Source organism: Shewanella sp. H8 (genome assembly GCF_040285065.1).
GTDB classification, from domain to species: Bacteria; Pseudomonadota; Gammaproteobacteria; order Enterobacterales; family Shewanellaceae; genus Shewanella; species Shewanella polaris.
In genome coordinates this window covers 116244-134561 of the sequence record NZ_CP157213.1, presented here as the reverse complement: position 1 = coordinate 134561, position 18318 = coordinate 116244, and the positions used below count along the sequence as shown (strand labels likewise).

Sequence of the window (18318 nt, the reverse complement as noted above, 5' to 3'; positions counted from 1 at the left end):
TCCTCTTTGAGCATCATTTTCATATAAAAAGGCCCCGCAATTGCGAGGCCCTGTCATCAATAATATTGAACTACATTTTATAGCTTAACTGTACACCTGCGAGCCAAACATCACCCGTCGCTTCACCAGTAAACCCAACTGATGCGATACCCAATAGATCTTGTGTCTCGTTAATCGGGGCATCACCATGAGTGCGAATATAAGTAACACCGACATCAACATTCAAATTTTGGGATACTTGGTAACCAGTACCCACACTAAACCATAAACGGTCAGTGTCGGGGATAGTCGTGGTGCGATCTTGATCGTCAACAGCCGTTTTATCTAGCGCCATGCCAGCACGAATTGTCCATTGGTTATTTACCAAGTACGTTGTACCAATTGCATAACGCCAGTTATCTTTAAAGTTTTCTTCTTTTACTACATCAGACTCTAAGTCACCAACAGGCTTTACGTCACCAGTGAAATGCGCCTCTAGTTTGTCAAAAACGCTCCATTCTGTCCAATTGATACTGGCATGCATAGCCCAATTTTCAGTTAACTGATGATAAGAAGCAAGCTCAGCAAATGCTGGTAACTCAATAGGCAAGTATGCATCAATCTCGCTATCTTGATCACCAGTATAAAGTAGCCCTGAAACATGACCGTCTAATTTAAGGTCGACACCACTATGGTAAGCCAAACCAATACGGTTCGCCGAATTAACCTGCCAACTGGCACCCGCTTTCCAGCCATAGCCAATATCATTACCTTCCATTGACTTCAAACTCGTACCACCATCGGGTAAAAGTTCACTGATGCTTTCAGGTACATTAGCATTAGATTTAATTGAATCCATCCAACTCGGCGTAGTCGCATCCAGTTCACCTTCACCATATACAATGCGTAAACCAGCACCTACGGTAAATGTCTCATCAATACGGTAAGCAACACTAGGATTGAACTCTACAGTGGTAACCGACGTCTTGCTGCCAAAAATAGCGGCTGCATCCGATACTGGAACATCGGTCGCTAAACCATAATTAGAATTCACCGCTAGACCCCAAGTCCATTGGTCATTCAATTGATTAGAATAGTAAAAATTAGGCACAAGTGCATTGTCTGCTACATCATAGGCATCAGCATTTATAACTAATGGCTCTGAACCTAACAAGGATGAAGAAAGGGCAACATCACCAACAACATCGACATTTGGCATCACATAGATACCACCACCAGACAATTGGCGGCCTTCTAAATATGACAACATGGCTGGGTTTCGAGCCTGAGCAGAAGCATTGTCAGCCATCGCGGCTTCACCAGCAAATGCACGACCTAGGCCTGTGGCTGAATATTCTGAAAGCTGAAAGCCAGCTGCGTTCACTTGAGTTGTTGCCCCAAAAACAATGGCGCTAATCGCCAACGTTAACACTGTTTTTTTCATTATGATTCTCTGTGTTTTAGTTTCAAACTGCATAAATCGACCTGCATAGAGTAAAAGCTCGATTTAAATGAAGCTGTCAGTTTACCGATCAAAAGATGCTTTGCAATACCGTGGGAGGGCTGAATAACCTGTGAGTCATTCAATTTTAAATTGTGATCGCGATCAAATTTTTAACTTTCATTAAGTAAACTGACAGTAAAAACAGATATGACTGTAAACTTAATCAACTAAATTTTTAGGCAATATTACAATTTTTAATTTAATTACAATGAATTAAAAAAATAAATTTCAATACAAAGGTGTGCTTATTGGATTAAGTGCAATCGTTTGGCATTTGACTGATGGCTATCCATACACAAATTGGTCACATAAAAATAATTACAATTAAAAAACGAAAAAAACCTCTTTATGACAACATAAAGAGGTTTCAAACAAAGAAATAACACTGTGTTTACAATGCGATATCACATCAAATTATGCATACCAAGCTGGTATATGCGTTTCATAATCACTGATCTGTTGTCCAAATGACAAAGTTAATCCGATAGCATCAAGACCATTCAATAACTTGTGCCTTGCTGACTCGACAATAGTGAAATCAAACACACTACCAGAAGGTGATGTAACAGTTAACGCTTGTAAATCTACCGTAATCTGCGCCCCTTCTTTAGCGGCGACTTCATCGATTAATTGCTGTACTTGAACTGAAGTTAGCTTAACGGGTAGCAAGCCATTATTAATCGAGTTACCGTAAAAAATATCGGCAAACGTCGGCGCAATAACCACTCGAAAGCCAAAATCAGCCAATGCCCATGGCGCATGTTCACGCGACGACCCACAGCCAAAATTTTCTTGTGCCAATAAAATAGAAGCGCCTTTATAACGAGGCTGATTTAAGCTGAAATCAGGATTAGGCTTATCGCCTGCATCATCTAAATATCGCCAATCATGGAACAAATGCACCCCAAAACCATCACGGGTCACTTTAGACAAAAACTGTTTTGGAATAATCTGATCAGTGTCGACATTGGCACTATCAATGGCTACCGCTAAACCGGTATGTGCTGTAAAAGCTTGCATAAAATATCCTTGTTTAGCTAATTAGTAAGGTTGACGAATATCAACGAAATGACCCGCAACAGCAGCTGCCGCAGCCATAGCAGGGCTGACCAAATGGGTACGACTGCCACGGCCTTGACGACCTTCAAAATTACGGTTACTGGTTGAAGCACAACGATCTCCTGCTTCTAAACGATCATCATTCATGGCTAAACACATAGAGCATCCTGGTAAACGCCATTCAAAGCCAGCTTCAATAAAGATTTTGTCTAAACCTTCAGCTTCTGCTTGTAACTTCACTTGGCCAGAACCCGGCACCACAATAGCGACAACACCATTGGCTACTTTACGGTTTTTAGCGTGCGCTGCAGCTGAACGTAAATCTTCAATACGTGAGTTAGTACAAGAACCAATAAATACTTTATTGATGCTAATGTCTGTCATCTTAGTGCCCGGTTTAAGGCCGATATACTCTAATGCTTTAATCATGCTGGTGCGGTTAGTGCTGTTAGTTTCAACATCAGGGTTCGGCACCACGCCATCAATAGCAACCACTTGACCAGGGTTAGTTCCCCAGGTTAACTGCGGTGCGATATCGTTAGCATCTAATACCACTTCGGCATCAAAAACTGCATCCGCGTCAGTGTTAAGCTCAGACCATGCTGCAACAGCTTGCTCCCACACATCATCTTTAGGTGCAAACTCACGACCTTTTAAATAATTAAATGTGGTTTGGTCAGGCGCAATCATGCCAGCTTTAGCGCCCATTTCGATAGCCATGTTACATAAGGTCATCCGACCTTCCATGGTTAATGCTTCAATGGCTTCACCACAAAACTCAACCACGAAACCTGTACCACCATCCATGCCGAGCTTGCCAATAATCGCTAATACGATATCTTTAGCCGTAACGCCATCGGTTACTTTGCCACGCACTTCAACTTTCATATTCTTGGCTTTTAACTGGCGTAAGGTTTGTGTTGCCAACACGTGTTCAACTTCGGATGTACCAATACCAAATGCTAATGCACCAAATGCACCATGAGTTGCGGTATGGGAGTCACCACATACAATAACAGTGCCCGGTAAGGTAATGCCTAATTCAGGTCCCATTACATGGACAATACCTTGATTAGGGTGGTGAATATCGTACAAACGCACCCCAAACTCTTTACAATTTTGCGCTAGAGTTTCAACTTGAGTACGCGCCATAGGGCTTAACGCATCTAAACTGGCACTGCGAGTAGAGGTATTATGATCCATAGTAGCAAAGGTTTTTTGTGGTGCACGTAGTTTGCGGCCTGCCACCTTTAACCCGCTAAATGCCTGCGGCGAAGTCACTTCGTGAACTAAATGGCGATCCACATAAACTACTGGCGCTTCTCCCTCCGGAGAGGCGACAATATGGGCATCCCACACTTTTTCATATAAAGTTTTACCTGTCACTTGGACCATTACACACCTTCCTTTACTGCTTGAGCGATAAAATCACCCATTTGTGCTGTCGATTTAGCCTCACTGCGTTTATCTGCAGCAAGTAACTCACCCGTTAAATAACCACTGGATAGGGCTTTAGTCACCGCACGTTCAATGGCATTGGCAGCGTCTTCTTGCTGTAAACTATGACGTAGCATTAATGCTGCTGATAAAATCTGCGCTACCGGGTTAGCAATACCTTGGCCGGCGATATCAGGCGCGCTGCCACCAGCGGGTTCAAATAAGCCAAAGCCTGTACTGTTCATGCTTGCCGAAGACAATAACCCCATAGAGCCCGTTAACATGGCAATTTCGTCTGATAAAATATCGCCAAACAAGTTAGAACATAACATCACGTCAAATTCATCAGGACGACGCAATAACTGCATAGTCGCGTTATCAATATAGATGTGCTCTAAAGTGACATCAGGAAAGTCTTTAGCAACTTCTTCAACCACTTGGCGCCATAATACAGAACACGCTAATACGTTTGCCTTGTCTACCGAAGTCACCTTATTTTTACGTCCACGCGCGGCTTCAAAAGCAATACGGGCAATACGGCTAATTTCGCGACGGCTATAACGCATGGTATCGAAGGCTTCTTCATCATCACCTTCACCTTGGCGTCCTTTAGGCTTACCAAAGTAAATACCGCCTGTTAATTCACGAACACACAACACATCAAAACCACGAGCGGAAATATCACTGCGAAGTGGTGACATATGCTCTAAGCCGTCATGTAATTTGGCTGGACGTAAATTACAAAATAACTCAAAATGGCCGCGTAATGGCAATAATGCACCACGTTCAGGCTGATCATTAGGGGGTAAATGCTCCCACTTAGGGCCACCCACACTACCGAATAAAATGGCATCTGCCGCTTCACAACCTTTTAAGGTAGCGTCAGGTAAAGGACAACCATGGTTATCAATGGCAATGCCGCCAACATCGTATTCGGTATAGTTAATATCTAATCCAAAACGAGATTCAATCGCACACAGCACTTTACGTGCTTCTGCCATCACTTCAGGACCGATACCATCACCCGACAAAACTGCTATTTGATAACTCATACTCCACCTAACTCCCTATTTTTATGGATCTGTTGTTTAAAATCAGCGACCTTATCTGCGCGGTACACTAAGTTCATAACATTCACGAGTGCTTGGGCTGACGCCTCAACCACATCGGTGGCTAAGCCGACACCGTGGAATCTTTGCTCATGATATTTAGCTGTTATATCAACTTGCCCTAAGGCATTTTGACCTTCACCTTTGGCACCTAATTTATAATTAGTAATATTGATTTGACGACCAGTCGCTCGCGCAATGGCATTATAAGCAGCATCAACAGGTCCATTACCTGTTGCGGCTTCTGTAATATCTTGGCCATCAACCGCAATACGCACCGTCGCAGTTGCCACACCTTCAGTGGAATCAGAATGTACCATCATGTGTTTAAGTTGATATTTATCATCATCTTGTGTTTTAGACTCCATAAACACTAAGGCTTCTAAATCGTAATCGAATACTTGGCCTTTCTTATCTGCCAAGGTTAAAAACTGCTCGTATAGGCTATCCATATCATAATCGCTTGGCTGGTAACCCATTTCTTCCATGCGATGTTTAATCACATGACGTCCCGAACGTGAGGTCATATTCAAGTTATTACGATTTAAGCCAATACTTTCAGGCGTCATGATCTCATAAGTATTTTTGGCTTTTAGCATGCCATCTTGGTGAATGCCCGACGAATGAGAGAATGCATTTGCGCCAACTATTGCCTTGTTAGCTTGAATAGGCATATTACATAATTGGCTTACCAATGATGACGTACGGTGAATTTCTCTAGCGTTAATGCCACAATCTATATCAAGTAAATCTTTGCGGGTTGCCAAAATCATGGCAATTTCTTCTAATGAACAGTTACCAGCACGTTCGCCAATACCGTTAATGGTACATTCCACTTGACGTGCGCCCATCTCGACCGCTGCAATAGAATTAGCTACTGACAAGCCCAAATCATCATGACAATGAACCGAGATTACGGCTTGGTCTATATTCGGAACCCGATTAAATAGTGTTTGAATAATGCCACCAAACTCACTTGGTACTGTATAACCGACGGTATCTGGAATATTAATGGTTCGAGCACCTGCTTTAATGGCTTCCTCAACCATACGGCACAAATTATCAATTGGCGTGCGGCCCGCATCTTCGCATGAAAACTCTACATCATCAGTAAATCGTCTAGCATACTTAACCGCATTAACGGCCATCTCTAATACATCATCAAAAGAGCGTTTTAATTTACTTTCAACATGAATAGTCGAGGTTGATATAAAGGTATGAATACGAAATTGATCGGCTACCGATAATGCTTGAGCTGCGGCATCAATGTCTTTTTCAAGTGCTCGAGATAACGCACACACTCGGCTATTTTTAATCGTTTTTGCAATGGTTTGCACCGATTGAAAATCACCAGGAGAAGACACCGGAAACCCGACTTCCATGACATCAACACCTAAACGTTCTAGAGCCAAGGCAATTTGCAGCTTTTCTTTAACCGTTAAACTTGCGGCTAGTGCTTGCTCGCCATCACGTAGGGTAGTATCAAAAATTATCACTCTGTCGGACATCGAATTTCTCCATCGACCATCATGTATCTATTTACCTAACTGCAAATATCACAACTGGTACATTTCAAAAGGGCTAGAAACAAAAAACCCCGCGGCTATCAGCGCGGGGTTTGTGTATGCTTAATGAATTATTTTGCATGTGACACAAAGGACTCCGCGCAGGTTATGCGTGAGAGGAGAAGGAGTCCGAGTAGAATCAATTTTGTGTTCATAACGTTAATATTCACTTTAAATAACTAAATATGCGATGCATAAAATATGTCTGTGCTTAATAAATAACGCGAGCAGCCTTCTGTGTCAACCCTAATTTGGTCAAGATGAAAAAGATGATGATGTACTAGTGCTTCATTACAGTGATAATAACATTTAACAGACTAAATTTAATGACTGCCAGCTAACACAACGTCATTTCGATATGTACAAATAAACTCAGACCTAAGTCACTGCATCAATTATATTATTATGTCTCACGACAGAAATAACCGTATACTGACATTCCCCATATTGAGTAGACAAATGACGATGACGTTAGCGAAAAAGAACATTAATTATAACTTTAGTCTCATTGTCGCTTTGCTCATGGGGCTAACGCTATATTTTGTGACCTCTTCCGTTTTTGCTCAACCATCTCAACGTTTATTACTCTCAGAGGATATTATTGCTCAAACTCAGAAATTAAGCCCTCATGAACAACTCGATGTCATTAACAACATTAACTCTCAACGGTCTGAAGAAGCAAAAGTACTCATAGATTCACTTGTTCAACAACATACTCAGCAACCTTTAGACAATACCGATGCGTTACGATTAAGCCTATTACATTGTTTTAATTTATTGGAATTTGGTGAATTTAATCAGGCTATTATTTTGGCAAAACAAGGTGAGATTAATGCTCGGCAATATAAGTTAGACACCGCTCGTCCTTATTTTTTACAATGCCAAGCTGCTGCGCATCAGAGCCTTGGGAATCTACTACAAGAGCAATTACTTACAGAAGAAGCACTTCGCTTAGCAAGGCGTTATTCTGAAAAGCAAGCTATTGTAAATAGTCTTTACGCGAGAAGTAGACTAAATACTAGCTTAGAAAACTACAATGCAGCCATTGAAGATTTACGTTTAGCATTAGCCTTTTTTGATGAGGTACAAACACAATTTCAACAATGGTATCTACTCCCAATTTCATTCATCCAATCAGAAATTTCAAATGTATTCTTCTCTATGGGGGATTATGTCGAGGCTTTACATTATTCTGAAGCTGCATATAAAGAGATTTCTTCTTTCGGAAAAATCAAACCAACAATAACAATGAATTTAGCTCTAATATATATAGCGCTAAATGATAAGCCTAAGGTGCTGAATTATCTGCATAATATAGAAGAGTCCAATACAAAAATTGATTCAGATAGAGATTTAGCTAACCAATATGCATTGCTTGCAATAATTAATTTATACGTCGGAAATTACGATATTGCCGAGCAGAAAGCGCTTTCAAGCATCAACATATTCACTAAATACCAAGAACCTATCTACGTCATGCGCATCAAGCGTACATTAGCTAAAGTATATTTTGCACAACATAAAGACAATCAAGCATTATCGTTACTGAATGATATTATTGAACAAGCCACAGAGCTTAAACAGTTTTCGGATTTAGAAGAATTTAACCAGATAATCAGCCAATACTATGCCGAAAAAAATCAATTTGAATCCGCTTATCAATTTCAAGTGCAGCGTTTTGATGCTGCAAAACAAGCGGCTGAAAAATTAAACAATGCTCATTTTATGCAATACAAAGCTAAAATAACGGCACAAAGTGAGCCTATCGATCCGCCTGAAAAGTCTAGTAACATTAACCAAAGCTTGATATTAACGGCACTCATCATCCTAATAATGTCAATTGGATTAGTGATATTTATAACCAGAAACCCTCGCAACACCAACAACGTTAAGAATAATATTGAAAATCAACAATTAAATATCAATAACATGTTAGATAATGCTAAGCATGGACATTATCAACTAAGCATGTTGCTTATCGATATGAGCCATATTCTTACTACGGATATGCCGTTTATTACTCCTAGGCTAAAAAATACCCTTAGAGAACAAGACCAGTTATTCCACCACAGTCCAAATGAACTGATTATCCTGTTACCACATACATCGCCAATTGGAGCCGCAAGAGTGGTAAGCCAAATAGAGCATGTGCTCGAAGAATGGCAAACTGAAGGTAAAGTAAATATTGGTGTAGCCAGTTTGCACCAACTTGATAGTTTTGATGCATTATTGAAAAAAGCGGTATTAAATCAATTAAACAAAATAAAGTCCCAAGAACATAATCAGAAATTATAATAAATGTTGATGGTTAGCCTTGTGTCAGATAATCAGATATTTCATCTAAAAACTCGCCGCCAAATCGGTCCAGTTTAATCTGTCCAACCCCATTGACCGCAAGCATCTCACCCGGACTAGTGGGTAGCATAGCCGACATTTCTGCTAAGGTTGCATCGTTAAACACTAAGTAAGGTGGAATGTCGTTTTTCTCAGCAAGTTCACGACGCAATAATTTTAAACGCGCAAAGAGTTTACGATCGTATTGCTGCGGCGCACGGGAATTTGGTTTACGTTTAACATCAAGCAGTTGAATCCGCGGTACGGCTAACATAAGCGATAACTCAGCTTTCAATATCGGCCTTGCGGCAGGATTAAGCTTAATCGCAGATCCCCGAGTGATGTCCTGACTCATTAAACCTAAATGAATTAATTGGCGGATCACACTGAGCCAAAACTCGGTGGACTTATCTTTACCAATGCCCCATGTCGATAATTTATCATGACCTCTATCGACCACATTAGCCGCTTTAGACCCGCGCAAGACTTCAATAACATGATGGATACCAAAACGTTGCTGCAAACGATAAATACAAGACAGCACTTTTTGTGCGTCTTCAGTTCCATCATATCGCTTAGGTGGATCAAGACAGATATCACAGTTACCACAAGGCTTTGATGCCACTTCATCAAAATAATTTAGCAACACTTGGCGGCGACAAGTTTGCGCTTCTGCAAATGCTGCCATGGTATTCAATTTATGAAATTCGACTTGCTGCTGTGGCCCTGGTTCAGATTGTTCAATCAAATGTCTAACGCGACCAATATCGGCAGGGTCAAACAACAAATACGCCTCAGCATCCAAGCCATCACGACCAGCACGGCCTGTTTCTTGGTAATAAGCTTCAATACTTTTGGGAATATCGTAGTGCACCACAAAACGCACATTTGATTTATTAATCCCCATGCCGAATGCCACAGTTGCCACCACAATATCAACTTGGTCTTTTAAAAACTTATCTTGAACATTGCCACGTTCATCCTGGCTTAAACCGGCATGATAAGCTTGGGCATTAAATCCCTGTAAGCGTAAACGCTCAGCAACCTCATCCACTCGACGTCGGCTACTGCAATACACAATTCCACTGGTGCCATTTTGGATAGTTAAAAACTGACGTAATTGATTAGCCGCATTAAGCTTTTCAGCCACGGTATAACGAATATTAGGGCGATCGAAACTTGATAACAAAGTATAAGGCGTCACACCTAAACGTTCACAAATACTTAAACGCGTCGCGTGATCGGCTGTCGCAGTCAATGCCATTAAAGGTAAATAGGGGAAATACTGTTTTAACTGCCCTAATGCCGCATATTCAGGTCTAAAATCATGACCCCATTGACTAATGCAATGCGCTTCATCAACGGCAAACATAGAAACATCAACTGATTGAAGGCGTTCAATAAAGTCAGGGCGCAACAAACGCTCCGGTGACACATATAACAACTTAATCTCACCAGCGTGAAGCTTACGAAGTACCTCCGCACTTTGCTCGCGCGGTAAAGATGAATTGAGATAAGCCGCCGATACCCCACTTTGTATCAAACTGTCGACTTGGTCCTTCATCAACGAAATTAATGGCGACACCACCACTGCCACACCAGGCAACACAATAGCAGGCAATTGATAACATATACTTTTGCCGCCACCCGTAGGCATAATAACTAAGGTGTCTTGGCCTTGTAAACTTTGCTCTATAACTTCTCGCTGCCCTTCACGAAAGGCACGATAACCAAAAACTTGCTGCAAGCTAGTGGCAAGCACATCTTGCTCTGTCGTCAACTCATCTGAGGTCGCAATATTGGCCGAAATCGGAGTATCCATTCACACTACATTATCATTCAAGGGGCACTCATTTTAAAGCACTCAGTCACAGAAGTCTTGAACCAAAACACTTTTGCGATGTTTTCATTCAAGATAGAAGTTTGAGTTGAGGTCACTTTAGGGTTAGATTAAATACTCTATGGCAGCAAGCTGCCTTAGAATTAATAAAATAATAATAATAATAACCGACAAGGATTGCTCATGACCACCACCATTAAAACTCATATTTTACAGCAAGTTGCAGATATTTTTGACCAACATGTTCCATTCCATAATCTGCTTGGTTTAGATATAAAACATTACGACATCAATGGGGTTGAAGTCGTGATAAAAATGAAGCCAGAACTCATCGGTAATATCCATCAAAATATTCTTCATGGCGGTGTCACCGCAACCATACTTGATGTTGTTGGTGGACTTACGGTTTTTGCAGGGCTAGTTGCCAGTAAAGAAGATTGGACCATAGAAGAGTTACAACAGCGTCTTACAACCTTGGGCACGATCGATATGCGGGTAGATTTTTTACGCCCAGGTCGTGGCGAGATTTTTACTGGTACAGGTAGTGTTATCCGTTCTGGTAACCGGGTATCAGTGTGCCGAATGGAATTACATAATGAACAAGGTGTCCATATTGCATTTGGCACAGGAACTTATATGGTGGGTTAACAATAAAGATCTGTCTTGCAAAGCTAACAGCCATACAATAAAAGAATTCGCTTAATCACTTGTGTCATCCAAAATGGCGACCTACAATCGCCATCTTCTTCTCGTTACACCCATTATTGATTGACTATGCCTGATTTTGAATACCGTAAAGGAGTTTTACTGGCAGTTTGTGCTTACACCATTTGGGGTATCGCACCACTGTATTTTAAACTTTTGCATCATGTCCCCGCGACAGAAATATTAATGCATCGTGTCATATGGTCATTTTTATTTATGATCATTCTGATGCAATTTATAGGTGGATTTGGTCGTCTGCGCCTTGTTCTCAAACACCCAAAACAACTCGCGGTACTCTTTGTTACATCAGTTCTTATTGCAGCAAATTGGCTCATTTTTATTTGGGCAGTCAACAACGACCATATGCTTGATGCTAGCTTGGGTTATTTTATCAACCCACTGTTTAACGTTTTACTTGGAATGCTGTTTTTAGGCGAACGTTTGCGTAAATTACAATGGGTAGCGGTAGGTTTAGCCAGTGCCGGCGTACTGGTTCAGTTAATCTCTTTTGGCTCCATTCCGCTGTTGTCATTAGCCTTGGCCGCCAGTTTTGGCTTTTATGGTTTATTACGTAAAAAAGTTAATATTGATGCTAAAACAGGATTATTAGTCGAAACAGCGATCTTATTACCGATAGCCTTAGGATACTTGCTCGTCACCTTAGAGACATCCTCAGTAAGCATGCTAACCAATAGCTTGAATCTAAACTTACTACTGATTGCAGCAGGTATTGTCACTACCATCCCATTATTATGCTTTGCAGGATCCGCAGTAAGAATTCCATTCTCTATCCTAGGGTTTTTCCAATATATTGGCCCTAGCATCATGTTTATCTTGGCGGTTCAATTATTTAACGAGCCGTTTGATATTGAAAAAGGCATTACCTTTGGCTTTATTTGGGGGGCACTGGTTATTTTTATTAGCGACATGCTAGTGCAACGCCAAAAACGCAATACATTAGCAAAAGCCCAAGTATGATTAAGCTGACTTTTTATTAATCAGATTGAAGAATGATATTAGTATATTTATTCATCCATAAAAAATGCCGGATTAATCCGGCATTTTTTATGTTGACCCTATCATTACGGTTATAAATCTAACGCAAGGATCTTCGAGCGACGATGATAGTTATAAAGCTGCTTTTTCTTATTAGGTAACTCATCGACATCCACAATGCTAAAACCATGCTCTAAAAACCAATGAATACTGCGCGTAGTGAGTGCAAATAAACGCGAATAACCACGTGTACGTGCTTGGCCAATAATATTATTTAACAACACACTACCACGGTCAGCATCACGATAATCTGGATGCACAACCAAACAAGCAAACTCACCAGCGTTATCTTCTTCAAACGGATACAAGGCCGCGCAGCCAATAACAAGGTTATCGCGCTCGACCAGCATAAATTGCTCAATTTCCATTTCAAGCTGCTCGCGAGAACGACGCACTAAAATCCCCTGCTCTTCTAATGGGCGAATGAGGTTTAGGATCCCGCCAATATCGCCAATAGTAGCCCGACGCAAACGTTCTGCGCTTTGCGTGACAATTTGGGTACCAATTCCTTCTCGTGAAAACAGCTCTTGTAACAGTGCTCCGTCTTCTAAATAACTTACCAAATGACAACGAGGTACACCTCGGCGACAAGCTTCGACGCTTGCTTTTAAAAAAGCAATTGTCGACACTGAAGTATGGTCATCGTCAGCCATACTTTGAAGCATTTCTTCAACTTCATCTGGCATTAACTCAGCAATCACCTCGCCTTTTTTGCCAATAATTCCGTTAGTATCACTAAAACCAATAATTTTATCGGCTTTTAACTTAATCGCGACTTGGGTTGCCACTTCTTCAGCGGTGAGATTAAAGCTTTCGCCCGTAACAGAAGCGGCAATAGGTCCCATTAACACAATACCGTTATTGTCTAACTGACGACGTAATCCTAACGCATCAATACGACGAACTTTACCACTTAAACAAAAATCGACACCGTCATCGACCCCCAACGGTTGGGCAATTACAAAATTACCACTCACTAAATTGATTTGGGCATTTTGCATCGGCGTATTACCTAAGCTCATTGACATCCTTGCGGTAATATCAAATTGAGTGGCTCCTGCAACCTGTTTAATAATCTTTAAGGTTTCTTCATCAGTAATACGAATACCATTGTGATAAGCCGGTTCAATTCCAGCAATCTTTAACCCTGCATCTATTTGCGGTCGTGCACCATAAACCAATACCACCTCTATCCCAAGTGAATGCAACATCGCCACATCATTTAAAATGCCGCGAAATTGTGGATGTGCTAATGCCTCGCCACCTAACATGACGACAAAAGTTTTACCTCTATGAGCATTAACATAAGGAGCAGAATGACGAAATCCATCAACCAATTCAGTGGTTCTCACAGGCAACGTTACCTCGGTATTAAATTTGATGTTCAATAATGGCTATGACAAAACATGTCACATAACCGGTTGTTTTATTCATTTGGTGTACCCAAAGATATTATTGCATTTTAATTCACTTTTAAAGCATTTTATTTCACTTATACTGAAATAAATCATCTCATTTTTATATTAAAAAATCATTACAGCCAAAAAGTTAGCTCGCTTTAGCACTTAATCATATTTTACGCATTAATTTATAATATTTGCATTACACAAAAATCACACATACTCAGCAATATGTAAACATTATTACACGTTAACAATACGAAAATAATGTCTATTAAAATACCATCAGATTAATGCGGTACTGCATGAGTAAACTAACTGAACATATCTATGATTCAATTAGTTAGAATACAACTTCACAAACATATTAATCATTCTATTCAGTATAGACTACTTTTAAACAGGCATAAAAAAAGCCCCAATTAAGGGGCTTTTTTAAGAGTCAAAAATCAATTACTTGATTTTAGCTTCTTTATAGATAACGTGCTGACGAATAACTGGATCAAATTTCTTGATTTCCATTTTCTCAGGCATGTTACGCTTGTTCTTTTCAGTAGTGTAGAAGTGACCAGTTTTAGCACTAGATACTAATTTGATCTTCTCACGATTACCTTTAGATTTAGCCATTTTCTATTATACCTTCTCGCCACGGGCACGAAGTTCAGCAACAACAACTTCAATACCTTTCTTATCGATAATACGTATACCTTTAGTAGATACGCGTAGTTGTACGAAGCGTTTTTCTTCTTCTAACCAAAAACGGTGGTTTTGTAGGTTAGGTAAAAAACGACGACGAGTCGAATTTTTAGCGTGCGAACGGTTGTTACCAACCATTGGCTTCTTGCCAGTTACTTGGCATACTCTTGACATGTCAATCTTCTCCAAAAACAAATTTTTAACGCTCGAGCATTAATGTGCCTCGTATGGCCGTCGCCCGAGGCACAAAGAGGGCGCATTTTATACACGATTGACCATAGAAGATCAAGCAGTGTTTATACAATCCATCCTCGCTCGGCAAAGGAGACTATCTCCTGATCACCTACAACCATATGATCTAACAAAGAAACATCTATGGTTGCCAATGCATTTTTTATTCGCTCAGTTATTCGCCGATCAGCCTGACTTGGCTCTGCAATGCCAGACGGATGATTGTGACACACTATCACCGCAGCGGCTTTTTTCTCCAAAACAAGGCTAACTACCTCGCGAGGATAAACAGAAGCGGAATCGATGGTGCCACGAAATAATTCTACAAATTGAATGACTCTATGTTGGGTATCCAACAATAGTAAGGCGAACACTTCATAGGATCGGTCAGCTAATTGTCTCATTAAATAGTCCCGAGTTAAATCAGGATTTGTCAAAATTTGCCCTCTTTGTAGATTTTCATGAGCTATTCGCTTAGAAATTTCGGCTGCGGCTTGTAATTGAGCATATTTTACCGGTCCAACACCGGCTAATTTGCATACTTGTGTTTTCGATGCGGTAAGTAAACTACGCAAACCGCCAAACTGATTTATCATCTCTCGAGCCAAATCCACCGCATTTTGCCCTGCTAAACCATTGCGAAGTAACACAGCGAGTAATTCAGCATCGGAAAGATGCCCAGCACCTTTAAGCAATAACTTTTCTCGCGGCCCTTCTCCTTGTGGCCAATCTTTAATCCCCATGAATGTCCCTTATATTCAATGTGAAACGAAAATACACGCATTAAATCGGCTCTATTAACAAATACAACACCGGATGAGCTACCACTTCACCATTAACGGGTTGTTGCCTTTTTCAAAAACAGAGTTCGAATTGATTACACAGTATGGTCGATATTTTTGAGATTGGATCGACGCAACTTGTCACAAGTTTGTGATATTGTTAGCCGCAATTATATTTGAGTCGGATAATGTGCATCATGCTGACAAATAAAAAAGTATTACTTGGAATTGCAGGCGGCATTGCCGCATACAAAAGTGCGGACCTAATCCGCCGTTTAAAAGAGCGCGGTGCTGATGTGCGCGTCATTATGACTCAAAGCGCCATGGAGTTTATTACTCCACTCACCATACAAGCGCTCTCAGGCCATCCTGTAGCCTCTGATTTGCTCGATCCAGCTGCAGAAGCTGCTATGGGTCATATTGAGCTAGCACGCTGGGCTGACGTTGTTCTACTCGCACCTGCTACGGCTAACTTAATGGCGCGTATCAATGCAGGTATGGCAGATGACTTATTAACAACAACGTGTTTAGCAACCAGCGCTCCCGTCATTGTCTGTCCTGCAATGAATCAACAAATGTACCAAAACATCGCCACCCAAGAAAACATGGCTAATTTAGCTCGCAAAGGTCTCACTATTTGGCAGCCAGCCTCAGGTAGCCAAGCCTGTGGCGAAGTTGGTCCTGGGCGTATGCAAGAACCTGTCGCCATTGCCGAGCAACTAGTACAATTTTTTGGTCCTAAAACCTTGCAAGGTCATCAAGTCCTGATTACAGCAGGCCCAACGCGCGAAGCCATAGATCCTGTGCGTTATATTTCTAATCACAGTTCGGGGAAAATGGGCTTTTCTTTAGCCCAAGCAGCGGCAGAAATGGGTGCCAAGGTAACATTAGTGTCTGGCCCAGTTAATTTAGTCACACCGGCTGGCGTCACCCGTATTGATGTTGATTCAGCACAACAAATGCTCGACGCAGTGATAGGACAGGTTGAACAACATGATATTTTTATTGGTTGCGCCGCAGTCGCAGATTATCGAATTGCCGATGTTGCCCAGCAAAAAATCAAAAAGTCAGCGGAACAAATGCAGCTTGCACTAGTGCGTAATCCTGATATCTTAGCCGCGGTAGCCCAGCACACTATCCGACCTTTCACTGTCGGTTTTGCTGCTGAAACTAACGATGTAGAGCAATACGCTCGCGGTAAACTGCAACGTAAAAAGCTTGATATGATCGCCGCGAACGATGTCTCTATTCAAGGCTTAGGCTTTAATGCCGATAGCAATGCATTACAGGTTTTTTGGCAAGATGGCAGCCAACAACTGCCCGCAACAGATAAACTGACTCTGGCGCGCCAATTACTCACATTGATAGAACAACAACTAAAAAAATCATGAAAACACCCATTGAACTAAAAATTCTCGACTCGCGTATTGGCAGTGAATTTCCATTGCCAGCTTATGCTACCCCAGGTAGTGCAGGCATGGACTTACGTGCTATGACCGACACCACCATGGTCATTGAACCAGGCCAAACCGTATTAATTCCAACAGGCATAGCTGTTCATGTAGCCGACCCAAGCCTTGCAGCGGTGATTTTACCGCGCTCAGGTATGGGTCATAAGCATGGCATCGTACTGGGTAACTTAGTGGGTTTAATTGACTCCGATTACCAAGGACCGTTAATGGTGTCATGTTGGAACCGAAGTGATAAGCCATTCACACTCGAAATAGGCGATCGTTTAGCCCAATTGATGTTTGTACCCGTTGTACAGGCAACATTTATCCTAGTGGATGAGTTTAAAAGCTCAGATCGTGGAGAAGGCGGATTTGGTCACTCAGGAACCAAATAACCTTTTCAAGTAGTCACTGAGCCAAGGAACACATAATGGCTGAAAGCCCTAAAATAAATCGCCGCGAGCATATTTTACAATGCTTGGCACAAATGCTTGAAACCAGTCCTGGTCAACGCATTACCACCGCAAAGCTTGCCGCTGAAGTTGGTGTATCAGAGGCCGCGCTATACCGTCATTTCCCAAGTAAAGCGCGGATGTTCGAAGGCTTAATCGAATTTATTGAAGATGCGATATTATCGCGCTTAAACCTCATCATGGATGAAGAAAAAGACACCATGGCCCGCTGTCAGTTAGTGCTGCAGTTATTACTGGTATTTTCTGAACGTAATCCAGGTATTTCCAGAGTATTAAATGGCGATGCATTACTGGGTGAAAATGAACGTTTACGCAGTCGTATTGACGCATTATTTGCCAAAATTGAAACTCAAATAAAACAAATTCTACGTGAAAAGACCTTACGTGAAGGTGTAGGCTTTAACATCGACGAAGCCATACTAGCCAACCTATTGTTGGCCTTTGTCGAAGGGCGTATTTCACAATTTGTTCGTAGCGAATTCAAACAAAAGCCAACACTACACTTTGATGAGCAATGGACATTTATTCAGCAACAATTGCTAAGAAGCTAAACTATTTAGGGCTGTATGACAATTGCCATATGGCCCTACATCTTACATCATCTAAAGACCATATCTGCTTAATTCAACTGAATAATTAACCTGCAACTGTTGTCCATAAACCCCAGATAAATACACCCATTCCAAAAACAGATTTG

Annotated in this window: 16 protein-coding genes; 6 read left to right on the top strand and 10 right to left on the bottom strand. The window is 41.3% G+C overall.

The features are described from left to right. Nucleotides 1-70: 70 nt before the first annotated feature. The 5 genes from ABIS04_RS00545 to leuA form a co-directional block, all read right to left on the bottom strand. Nucleotides 71-1423 carry an outer membrane protein transport protein gene (locus tag ABIS04_RS00545; protein WP_137223911.1) on the bottom strand — a complete coding sequence of 451 codons (1353 nt, stop codon included), beginning with the start codon at nt 1421-1423 and terminating at the stop codon, nt 71-73. Nucleotides 1424-1897: 474 nt separating this feature from the next. Then, complete coding sequence (leuD, locus tag ABIS04_RS00540) at nt 1898-2503, bottom strand: 3-isopropylmalate dehydratase small subunit (RefSeq protein WP_350432250.1); 606 nt, start codon at nt 2501-2503, stop codon at nt 1898-1900. Nucleotides 2504-2524: 21 nt separating this feature from the next. Further along, nucleotides 2525-3937, bottom strand: a complete 1413-nt coding sequence (gene leuC, locus ABIS04_RS00535) for a 3-isopropylmalate dehydratase large subunit (protein ID WP_350432249.1) — start codon at nt 3935-3937, stop codon at nt 2525-2527. Next, nucleotides 3937-5031: a 3-isopropylmalate dehydrogenase gene (leuB, locus tag ABIS04_RS00530; RefSeq protein WP_140232953.1), complete on the bottom strand. Its 1095-nt coding sequence runs from the start codon at nt 5029-5031 to the stop codon at nt 3937-3939. Before leuB ends, leuC begins: the two co-directional genes overlap by 1 nt. Next, on the bottom strand, nt 5028-6596 hold the full coding sequence (gene leuA / locus ABIS04_RS00525) for a 2-isopropylmalate synthase (protein ID WP_137223919.1): 1569 nt from the start codon (nt 6594-6596) through the stop codon (nt 5028-5030). The genes leuB and leuA overlap by 4 nt, the downstream gene beginning before the upstream one ends. A gap of 516 nt (nt 6597-7112) precedes the next feature. Between leuA and ABIS04_RS00520 the strand changes: the two genes are divergently transcribed. Next, on the top strand, nt 7113-8948 hold the full coding sequence (locus ABIS04_RS00520) for a hypothetical protein (protein ID WP_350432248.1): 1836 nt from the start codon (nt 7113-7115) through the stop codon (nt 8946-8948). 13 nt (nt 8949-8961) lie between these two features. Here ABIS04_RS00520 and recQ read toward each other — a convergent pair whose 3' ends face one another. After that, complete coding sequence (gene recQ, locus ABIS04_RS00515) at nt 8962-10809, bottom strand: DNA helicase RecQ (RefSeq protein WP_350432247.1); 1848 nt, start codon at nt 10807-10809, stop codon at nt 8962-8964. Nucleotides 10810-11010: 201 nt separating this feature from the next. Between recQ and ABIS04_RS00510 the strand changes: the two genes are divergently transcribed. Together ABIS04_RS00510 and rarD are read left to right on the top strand one after the other, a co-directional pair. Next, nucleotides 11011-11475 carry a thioesterase family protein gene (locus tag ABIS04_RS00510; protein WP_350432246.1) on the top strand — a complete coding sequence of 155 codons (465 nt, stop codon included), beginning with the start codon at nt 11011-11013 and terminating at the stop codon, nt 11473-11475. A gap of 126 nt (nt 11476-11601) precedes the next feature. Beyond that, nucleotides 11602-12510: an EamA family transporter RarD gene (gene rarD / locus ABIS04_RS00505; protein WP_350432245.1), complete on the top strand. Its 909-nt coding sequence runs from the start codon at nt 11602-11604 to the stop codon at nt 12508-12510. A 110-nt stretch (nt 12511-12620) separates the two neighbouring features. Here rarD and argA read toward each other — a convergent pair whose 3' ends face one another. From argA to radC, 4 genes are all read right to left on the bottom strand, one after another. Further along, on the bottom strand, nt 12621-13940 hold the full coding sequence (gene argA, locus ABIS04_RS00500; RefSeq protein WP_137223929.1) for an amino-acid N-acetyltransferase: 1320 nt from the start codon (nt 13938-13940) through the stop codon (nt 12621-12623). A gap of 501 nt (nt 13941-14441) precedes the next feature. Next, nucleotides 14442-14615, bottom strand: a complete 174-nt coding sequence (rpmG, locus tag ABIS04_RS00495) for a 50S ribosomal protein L33 (protein WP_055025224.1) — start codon at nt 14613-14615, stop codon at nt 14442-14444. Nucleotides 14616-14621: 6 nt separating this feature from the next. Further along, on the bottom strand, nt 14622-14858 hold the full coding sequence (rpmB, locus tag ABIS04_RS00490) for a 50S ribosomal protein L28 (RefSeq protein ID WP_137223931.1): 237 nt from the start codon (nt 14856-14858) through the stop codon (nt 14622-14624). Between the two features lie 122 nt (nt 14859-14980). Continuing rightward, nucleotides 14981-15658 (bottom strand): DNA repair protein RadC, encoded by a 678-nt coding sequence (radC, locus tag ABIS04_RS00485; RefSeq protein ID WP_137223933.1) that lies wholly within the window; start codon nt 15656-15658, stop codon nt 14981-14983. Nucleotides 15659-15891: 233 nt separating this feature from the next. Between radC and coaBC the strand changes: the two genes are divergently transcribed. The 3 genes from coaBC to slmA are packed head-to-tail and all read left to right on the top strand — an operon-like array spanning nt 15892 to nt 18172. Continuing rightward, nucleotides 15892-17088, top strand: coding sequence for a bifunctional phosphopantothenoylcysteine decarboxylase/phosphopantothenate--cysteine ligase CoaBC (gene coaBC / locus ABIS04_RS00480; protein ID WP_371833625.1), 1197 nt, complete (start codon nt 15892-15894; stop codon nt 17086-17088). Beyond that, nucleotides 17085-17543 (top strand): dUTP diphosphatase, encoded by a 459-nt coding sequence (gene dut / locus ABIS04_RS00475; protein WP_350432243.1) that lies wholly within the window; start codon nt 17085-17087, stop codon nt 17541-17543. The genes coaBC and dut overlap by 4 nt, the downstream gene beginning before the upstream one ends. 35 nt (nt 17544-17578) lie before the next feature. Beyond that, nucleotides 17579-18172, top strand: a complete 594-nt coding sequence (gene slmA / locus ABIS04_RS00470) for a nucleoid occlusion factor SlmA (RefSeq protein ID WP_137223937.1) — start codon at nt 17579-17581, stop codon at nt 18170-18172. Nucleotides 18173-18318 lie beyond the last annotated feature (146 nt).

Excerpts from the sequence above, each read along its gene's own strand:
- ABIS04_RS00545 (WP_137223911.1), bottom strand. The coding sequence starts at position 1,423 with ATGAAAAAAACAGTGTTAACGTTGGCGATTAGCGCCATTGTTTTTGGG.
- leuD (WP_350432250.1), bottom strand. The coding sequence starts at position 2,503 with ATGCAAGCTTTTACAGCACATACCGGTTTAGCGGTAGCCATTGATAGT.
- leuC (WP_350432249.1), bottom strand. The coding sequence starts at position 3,937 with ATGGTCCAAGTGACAGGTAAAACTTTATATGAAAAAGTGTGGGATGCC.
- leuB (WP_140232953.1), bottom strand. The coding sequence starts at position 5,031 with ATGAGTTATCAAATAGCAGTTTTGTCGGGTGATGGTATCGGTCCTGAA.
- leuA (WP_137223919.1), bottom strand. The coding sequence starts at position 6,596 with ATGTCCGACAGAGTGATAATTTTTGATACTACCCTACGTGATGGCGAG.
- ABIS04_RS00520 (WP_350432248.1), top strand. The coding sequence starts at position 7,113 with ATGACGATGACGTTAGCGAAAAAGAACATTAATTATAACTTTAGTCTC.
- recQ (WP_350432247.1), bottom strand. The coding sequence starts at position 10,809 with ATGGATACTCCGATTTCGGCCAATATTGCGACCTCAGATGAGTTGACG.
- ABIS04_RS00510 (WP_350432246.1), top strand. The coding sequence starts at position 11,011 with ATGACCACCACCATTAAAACTCATATTTTACAGCAAGTTGCAGATATT.
- rarD (WP_350432245.1), top strand. The coding sequence starts at position 11,602 with ATGCCTGATTTTGAATACCGTAAAGGAGTTTTACTGGCAGTTTGTGCT.
- rpmG (WP_055025224.1), bottom strand. The coding sequence starts at position 14,615 with ATGGCTAAATCTAAAGGTAATCGTGAGAAGATCAAATTAGTATCTAGT.
- rpmB (WP_137223931.1), bottom strand. The coding sequence starts at position 14,858 with ATGTCAAGAGTATGCCAAGTAACTGGCAAGAAGCCAATGGTTGGTAAC.
- radC (WP_137223933.1), bottom strand. The coding sequence starts at position 15,658 with ATGGGGATTAAAGATTGGCCACAAGGAGAAGGGCCGCGAGAAAAGTTA.
- dut (WP_350432243.1), top strand. The coding sequence starts at position 17,085 with ATGAAAACACCCATTGAACTAAAAATTCTCGACTCGCGTATTGGCAGT.
- slmA (WP_137223937.1), top strand. The coding sequence starts at position 17,579 with ATGGCTGAAAGCCCTAAAATAAATCGCCGCGAGCATATTTTACAATGC.